Annotated in this window: 6 protein-coding genes; 2 read left to right on the forward strand and 4 right to left on the reverse strand. The window is 72.5% G+C overall.

Going from position 1 to position 7,407, the window contains the following annotated elements:
• Nucleotides 1-89: 89 nt before the first annotated feature.
• Complete coding sequence (locus tag ACIHCM_RS14790; RefSeq protein ID WP_399894659.1) at nt 90-1,565, forward strand: AAA family ATPase; 1,476 nt, start codon at nt 90-92, stop codon at nt 1,563-1,565.
• A gap of 75 nt (nt 1,566-1,640) precedes the next feature.
• Nucleotides 1,641-2,669 (forward strand): alcohol dehydrogenase catalytic domain-containing protein, encoded by a 1,029-nt coding sequence (locus tag ACIHCM_RS14795; protein WP_399894662.1) that lies wholly within the window; start codon nt 1,641-1,643, stop codon nt 2,667-2,669.
• A 142-nt stretch (nt 2,670-2,811) separates the two neighbouring features.
• Here ACIHCM_RS14795 and ACIHCM_RS14800 read toward each other — a convergent pair whose 3' ends face one another.
• The 4 genes from ACIHCM_RS14800 to ACIHCM_RS14815 form a co-directional block, all read right to left on the reverse strand.
• On the reverse strand, nt 2,812-3,672 hold the full coding sequence (locus tag ACIHCM_RS14800) for a CBS domain-containing protein (RefSeq protein WP_399894577.1): 861 nt from the start codon (nt 3,670-3,672) through the stop codon (nt 2,812-2,814).
• Nucleotides 3,673-3,842: 170 nt separating this feature from the next.
• Complete coding sequence (locus ACIHCM_RS14805; RefSeq protein WP_399894580.1) at nt 3,843-4,502, reverse strand: potassium channel family protein; 660 nt, start codon at nt 4,500-4,502, stop codon at nt 3,843-3,845.
• Nucleotides 4,499-5,158, reverse strand: coding sequence for a potassium channel family protein (locus ACIHCM_RS14810; RefSeq protein ID WP_399894583.1), 660 nt, complete (start codon nt 5,156-5,158; stop codon nt 4,499-4,501). Before ACIHCM_RS14810 ends, ACIHCM_RS14805 begins: the two co-directional genes overlap by 4 nt.
• A partial coding sequence (locus tag ACIHCM_RS14815; RefSeq protein ID WP_399894586.1) for a cation-translocating P-type ATPase occupies nt 5,155-7,407 on the reverse strand: 2,253 nt, incomplete at its 5' end. The genes ACIHCM_RS14815 and ACIHCM_RS14810, both read right to left, overlap by 4 nt.

A 7,407-nucleotide genomic window follows, 5' to 3' on the forward strand; every position in this document is an offset into this window, starting at 1 on the left:
AGGCTCTGGTGCGACGGGCGACTCGGACCGGCGCCTCCGCGCTCCGCCCCGATGTCCGGCAGGACGGTGAGCCGATGCCGCGCGCGGGGGTGTGCGAGACCCACACCGCGATCGTGTTCTTCGCCGGCGACCGTGCCTACAAGCTCAAGAAGCCGGTGGATCTGGGCTTCGTCGACTACACGACGGTGGCGGCGCGCCGGACGGCGTGCGAGCGCGAAGTCACTCTCAACCGCCGCTTCGCGCCGGACGTCTACCTGGGCCTGGGTGAGTTCCGCAGCCCCGGCACGGAAGAGGCCGAACCTCTCGTCGTGATGCGCCGCATGCCGGCGGACCGCCGCCTCTCCCGCCTGGTACGAGAAGGCGGCGCCGTGGATGACGTCCTCCGGGCCGTCGCCCGGCACCTCGCCGTATGGCACGCGCAGGCTCCCCGCGGCCGGGACGTGGCCGAGCAAGGTACGCGGGACGCCCTGTCGTCCCGTTGGGAGGCCGGCTTCGCGCAGGTCCGCGCGCTGAACGCCGACGGCTTCGAGCCCGACGACGTGGCCCAGGCCGAACGGCTGGTGCGCCGCTATCTCGTCGGCCGCAAGCGGTTGTTCGACTCCCGCCTCGAGCAGGGACGGGTGGTCGACGGCCACGGTGATCTGCTTGCCGAGGACGTCTTCTGCCTCGACGACGGGCCCCGCGTCCTGGACTGCCTGGAGTTCGACGACCACCTGCGCCATGTCGATGGCCTGGACGACGCCGCGTTCCTCGCCATGGACCTGGAGCAGCTCGGCGCACCGCAGGCTGCGGCGTACTTCCTCGCCCGGTACAGCGAGTACTCCGGCGACCCCGCCCCGCCTTCCCTGTGGCACCACTACGTCGCCTACCGCGCGTTCGTCCGTGCCAAGGTCTCCTTGATCCAGGCACGCCAGGGCGCGCCGGGTGCCGGCACGGCATCACGACGGCTGCTCTCGACGGCTCTGCGTCACCTACGCGCCTCCGCCGTCAGTCTCACGCTCGTCGGTGGACTGCCGGGCAGTGGGAAGTCCACGCTCGCCGGAGCTCTCGCCGACCGGCTGGGCGTCACGCTGCTCAGCAGCGACCGCCTGCGCAAGGAGTTGGCCGGCATTCCCACCGAGCAGCCCGCGGCCGCAGGCTATGGCGAGGGCCTGTACACACCCGAGGGGACGGCCAGGACGTACGCCACCCTGCTGGACCATGCCGGCGCCCTGCTGTCCGCCGGCGAGTCCGTCGTCCTGGACGCCTCCTGGTCGGACGCCGCGCAGCGGGAAGCGGCTCTGCGCATGGCCGAACGCACCAGCGCCGACCTGGTGGCCCTGCACTGCCATGTGCCGGGCGAGGTGTCGGCGGCCCGGCTGAGCACCCGCGCGCCCGGACCGTCCGACGCCGGCCCCGACGTGGCAGCCGCCATGGCGGCCCGGGAACCACCGTGGCCCGACGCCGTCCCGATCGACACCGGTGGACCCCTGGAGTCCGCGGTCGCCCGGGCGCTGGCAGCCGTCCGCCCATGGGGCACGGGCCAGGCCGTGGTCTTCCGCCGCCCTTACATGGAGCCGGACTGAACGACACGGGCCCCTGTTGCCCGGTGGCCCGGCGGGAGCGACCGTGGAGGTGAGGGGAGCAAGGGAGTGAGCACCGTGCGAGCGCTCGTGTACCACGGCCCGGAGCAGTGTTCCTGGGACACCGTCCCGGACCCTGTCCTGGAGGAGGCGACCGACGCGATCGTGCGCGTCGACGCGACCACCATCTGCGGCAGTGACCTGCACATCCTGCGGGGAGAGCTCCCCGAGGTGAAGCCGGGAACGGTCCTCGGCCACGAGGCCGTCGGCGAGGTGGTGGAGATCGGCAGCGACGTCCACGCTCTGCGCTGCGGGGACCCGGTGATCGTGTCGTCCGTGTCGGCCTGCGGCCGCTGCCCGGCATGCCACAACAGCACGTTCGGACAGTGCAGCGGTGGCGGCGGGTGGATCCTGGGGAACCTGATCAACGGGACCCAGGCCGAGTTGGTGCGGGTGCCCTTCGCCGACCACTCCATCCACCGCCGGCCGTGGGACCTCTCGCTCGATGACGGCCTCCTGGTCGCCGAAGTCCTCCCCACCGCCTACGAGGTCGGAGTGCGCAATGGGCATGTGGGCCCGGGAGACCTCGTCGTCGTGGTGGGCGCGGGCCCCGTCGGTCTCGCCGCGGTGACCATCGCGCGGCTCTACTCGCCCCGCCGGATCATCGTGGTGGATCTGTCCACGGCGCGCCTGAAGGCCGCCGCGCGAGTGGGCGTCGATGCCGCCGAGCTCCCTGGGAAGATGATCGCCGAACTGGCCGAGGGACCCGGTGCCGACGTGGTCATCGAGGCATCAGGAGAACCGAACGGTTTCGTCCTGGGCACCCGTGCCGTGCGTGCGGGCGGGCACATCGCCGGCATCGGCACGCACGGCAAACCGGTCACGTTGCATCTCGAGTCCCTGTGGCGCAAGAACGTGACGATCACCACCGGCCAGGTGGACACGTCCTCCATACCGTGGCTGCTGGATCTGCTGAGGTACGAACACCTGCCCGTCTCCCGGCTGGTCACCCACACTTTCGCCCTCGACCGGACGCAGGACGCGTACGACGTGTTCTCCCACAGCGCCACCACGGGCGCTCTCAAAGTGGTGCTGCACCGCGAATGAGTCGCCCGGCCGGGGCTCCGGCGAGCCGTCCGGTCCTCGGGCCGGGGCCGTCCGGCCCTACCGCTCCTCGTCGAGCGGCGCTGTCACGGAAGTACGCCGGCAGCGCGCCGCCGCGTCGTGTCCTGCGCCGGCGGCGCACGTCTCAGGCGGCTTCGGTCGCGTCGACGACGTCGACCACGTCGTCGACCTCCCGCACGGACGCGAGCAGTTCGGGGATGACCGCCTTGTCCAGACGCCCCGACATCGTCACCACGCCGTTCTCCACGGTCACCTCGACCGCGCGGGGATCCACCAGATGCTGACGGACCAGCGACTCGACCTCCGTCCGGATCTCGGCGTCGTCACGGACAAGGGCCCGCAGCAGGTCGCGCCGGCTCACCACACCGACAAGCCGGCCGCGGTAGTCGGTCACGGGGAGCCGCTTCAAACGCGCGCGAGCGGCCGTCCAAGCGGCATCCGTCACCTGCTGCGCCGGGTGGACCGTGACCGGCGGGAAGGTCATCAGCGTGGCGGCCGTGTCGCCATGGCTCTTGTCGTACAGGCGGTGCTGCCACAGCCTGCCGACAGGGCCGTGCCGGTGCGGTTCCGCCATCACGGCCGCCTTGGCCAGCAGGTCCGACTCCGATACGACACCGATCACATGGTCGCCGGCGTCGACCACCGGTACGGCGCTCACCTGCTCACGGGCGAGTGTGCGGGCCACGTCGAGGAACGGCATGTCGCCCGGGACGGAGGCCGCCGGTACCTGCATGACGTCCCGCACCCGTAGCACGGCCGGGCGCCTTAAGGAGGGCGCCGGCGTGGCAGGGGCGGGCGGCTCGGGAGTCACTCCGGCCGCGGCGGGCTCCGGCTCCTCGGCACTCCGTGCCGACGTGACGGCGGCGACCGCAGCGAGGTAGCGCCGCAGCGCGTCCTGGCCCGGCTCCTCCCGGGGAGTCCAGGGGCGACCCGGTGTGGTGCGCCGGGCTTCCTTCTCCGTGGAGCTGTGCTCGAAGTCGCTCACGGCTGCCTCCCGGAAAAAGTCCACCTACGGGGCCAAGTCTCGCATCCCACCGCAGGCGCGACCTCCGGGCGCGGTACGGCGCTGCGGGACGGCCCCGCCACCGGCGGCCGCGGCACCCTGGTCGACGGGTCGTTGCGCGATGTGGACGTGGGCCATCCGTCCGCCGGGGGTCACTGGAAGGCCGCGTGGATCTCCCGCTCGGTCGCGCAGTGCGAGACGAGGAGGAGCTCGTCGCCGGCCCGCAGCCGGACCGCGGGGTGCGGCACGGTGGGCTGTCCGTCGCGGACTATGGTGGCGACGACCGTCCCTTCGGGCAGCCGGATCTCGCCCAGAGCCCGGCCCACCGCCCTGGACCGCGGGGTGATGGCCGTTTCGATGACATCGACGCCGGCCTTGCTCAGCCGTAGCAGGGCGACGGTGTCGGTGGCCCCGGTGGCCTCCTCGATGAGGGAGATCAGCGGGGTGGCCGCGGGTACGGCTATGTCGACGCCCCAGCGCCCGTCGAACAGCCAGGCGTTGTCCGCGTCGTTGATGCGGGCGGCGACACGGGGCACTGAGAACTGGCGTTTGGCGAGCAGGCTGATGACGAGGTTGTCCTCGTCGTCGCCGGTGGTGGCGATGACCAGGTCGGCGGTCAGCGCACCGGCGTGTTCCAGGAGAGCGGGATCGCAGGCGTCCCCGGCGACCAGCCGTACGGCTTGGAGGCGGGCTGCCAGTTCGGCCACACGGTCCTCGTGGACGTCGACGAGGGTGACGTCGTTGCGGGCCGCGGAGAGCACCTGGGCGATCTGGGTGCCGAGTCGTCCCGCGCCGGCGATGAGCACGTTCACGTCCCGAGCTCCTTGTCGAGAAAGCCGCGCAGTCTGCCGAGCGCGGTGGCGGCGACGGCGAAGGTGACCAGGTCGCCCGCCTGCGCGGGCGTGCTGTGCGCGGGGACTAGGGAGCGGCCCGCGCGGGTGACCTCGACGACGCGGATCTCGCCGTCGACGTCGAACTCGGTCAGCCGCCGCCCGACGAGGTAGCCGGGCACCTCGGAGCGGATGAGCAGGGTCTCGCCGTTGCCGAAGCTGAGTTCGGGGCTCAGGTGGCGGTGCAGCAGCATCTGGTGGATCTGGTGCACGGTCCAGCGGACGCTGGCGATGGTGGGGATGCCGAGTTCGCGGTAGATGTCGGCGCGGCGGGGATCATAGATGCGGGCGAGGACGATCGGCACCCGGTAGGTCTCCTTCGCCGTGCGCGCGCTGACGATGTTGCTGTTGTCGCCCGAGGTGACGGCGACGAACGCGTCCGCGTGCTCGATCCCGGCGGCCCGGAGCACGGCGCGGCTGTAGCCGTTGCCCTCGTGGAAGCGGATGCGGGGGCTGTCGGGCAGCCGCCGGACCGCCGCGGGGCGCCGGTCGACGACGGCCACGTCGTGCCCTTCCGCGGCGAGCAGACCGGCGAGCGTGCTACCCACCCGTCCGCAGCCGACGACGATCACCTTCACCGTGGGGCTCCCTTCCGGCGGTCCGCGCTGCGGCGCAGCCACGCCTTGCGGGCCTCGTCCGCGAGCAGGGGCAGGGTGCCGAGCCCGGTCAGAACCGCCCAGTCGGCGGCGTCGAGCGGGGCGGTGTTGAAGACGGCCTGCAGGGGCGGCAGATAGCTGATCGCGGCCATGAGGGCGACACCGAAGCCGCCTGCCGCCAGCAGGGCCGGATTGGACAGCAGCCCCACGCTCAGGATGCTCTGGCGGTCCGTGCGAACAGCGAGGGCGTTGAAGAACTGGCTGAGCACGATCCCGGCCTGGACCATGGTGACCGCCTCCTGATAGACGAGCGTGTCCTCACTGAAGTCGTCGAACGGGATGCCCGAGGAACCGACGTGCCAGAAGAACACGCCGGTCACACAGACCGCCTGGATACCGCCCAGAAACAGGACCCGCCCCACCACGGCGGCCGAGAAAAGCCGTTCCCGGCGGGAGCGCGGCGGGCGCTCCATCACGTCGGGCTCCGGCGGTTCCGCACCCAGGGCCAGGGCGGGCAGCACGTCGGATCCCAGGTCGATGGCCAGGATCTGCACCGCGCTGATGGGCACCAGCGGGAATCCGGCGAAGGTCGCCGCCAGGATCGGGACCAGCTCCCCGATGTTGTGGCTGAAGAGGTAGACGAGGAACTTGCGGATGTTCTGGTAGACCGCCCGGCCGAGCCGCACCGCCGCCGCGATGGAGGCGAACGAGTCGTCCAGCAGCACCATCGAGGCCGCCTCCCGGGCGACGTCGGTGCCCGACGCGCCCATCGCCACGCCGATGTCCGCGTGCTTCAGCGCCGGGGCGTCGTTCGCTCCGTCCCCGGTGACCGCCACCACGTCACCGCGTCGCTGGAAGGCGGTGACCACACGCATCTTGTGCTCCGGGCTGACCCGGCACAGCAGCAGCTCGGACGGCTCGGCGAGCAGTGCGTCGAGCTCCTCGTCGTCCATCGCGTCGAGCCGGGCGCCCGTCACGACGAGCGGGTCCGGCCGCCGTACGATCCCGACCCGGCGGGCCACCGCCTCCCCGGTGAGCGGGTGGTCGCCGGTGACCATGACGATCCGGATGCCCGCCCGGCGGCAGGCGGCGACCGCGTCGGTGACCTCGGGACGCGGCGGGTCGAGCATGCCGACCAGTCCCAGCAGCGTCAGCGCCGACTCGGCCTCCTCCTGCGCCGGGCGAGGCCCGTCCAGCCCCCGACGCGCGACGGCCAGTACCCGCAGCCCCTGCGCCGCCAGCGCGTCACCCGCCGCGACGACCGCCGCCCGCTCCGTCCCGGTCAGCAGCCCACGCCGCCCGTCCCACTCCACGTCGGTGCACCGCGCCAGCAGTTCCCCGGGCGCTCCCTTGACGCACGCCTGGTAGCCCCCGCCGCTCTTGTGCACCGTGGTCATCAGCTTGCGCGTCGAGTCGAAGGGGAACTCCGTCACCCGCGGCGCGGCCGCCTCCTCCGCGCCCAGATCCAGACCGGCCTTGGCCGCGACGACGAGCAGCGCTCCCTCCGTGGTGTCGCCGAGCACCCGCCAGTGTTCCCGGGGGCCGTCGGGCGGAACAAGCCGGGCGTTGCAGCACAGGCCCGCCACCCGCAGCAGTTCACGCACCGGCGCGGCGTCGGCGACCTCGCCGCTCGGCTCGTACCCCACACCGCTCACCGGGTGCGGCGCGCCTCCCGCCCACACGTGGGTGACGGTCATCTCCGCCTGGGTGAGCGTCCCGGTCTTGTCGGTGCACACGACCGTCGTCGACCCGAGCGCCTCCACCGCCAGCAGTTGCTTGATCAGGGCGTGGCGGCGTGCCATTCGCCGTACGCCGATCGCCAGCGACACCGACAGCGTCGCGGGCAGCCCCTCCGGCACCAGCGCCACCATCACACCCAGCGCGAACACGAACAGGGTCACCGCGGACTCCCCGGTGGGCAGTCGCACCGCGAACATCAGGGCACCGATCGCCAGGGCCGCCCCCGCCACCCGCCGCGCCATCGAAGCCACCTGGAGCTGCAGCGGGGTCTTCTGCCGCGGGGCGGCCGCGGCCAGCCGGTAGATCCGCCCGAACTCGGTGGCCGCGCCGGTGGCGAAGACCACGGCCCGCCCGGAGCCGGCGACGACGTCGGTCCCCATGAACACGCAGTTGCGAGCCTCCAACGGCGGTCCGGTGGCCACCGGCTCGGCCGTACGGCCGACGGCGTTGCTCTCCCCGGTCAGCGGCGCGTTGTTCACCGCCAGCTCGTG

Source organism: Streptomyces sp. NPDC052023 (genome assembly GCF_044548465.1).
In the GTDB taxonomy this organism is placed as follows: Bacteria; Actinomycetota; Actinomycetes; order Streptomycetales; family Streptomycetaceae; genus Streptomyces.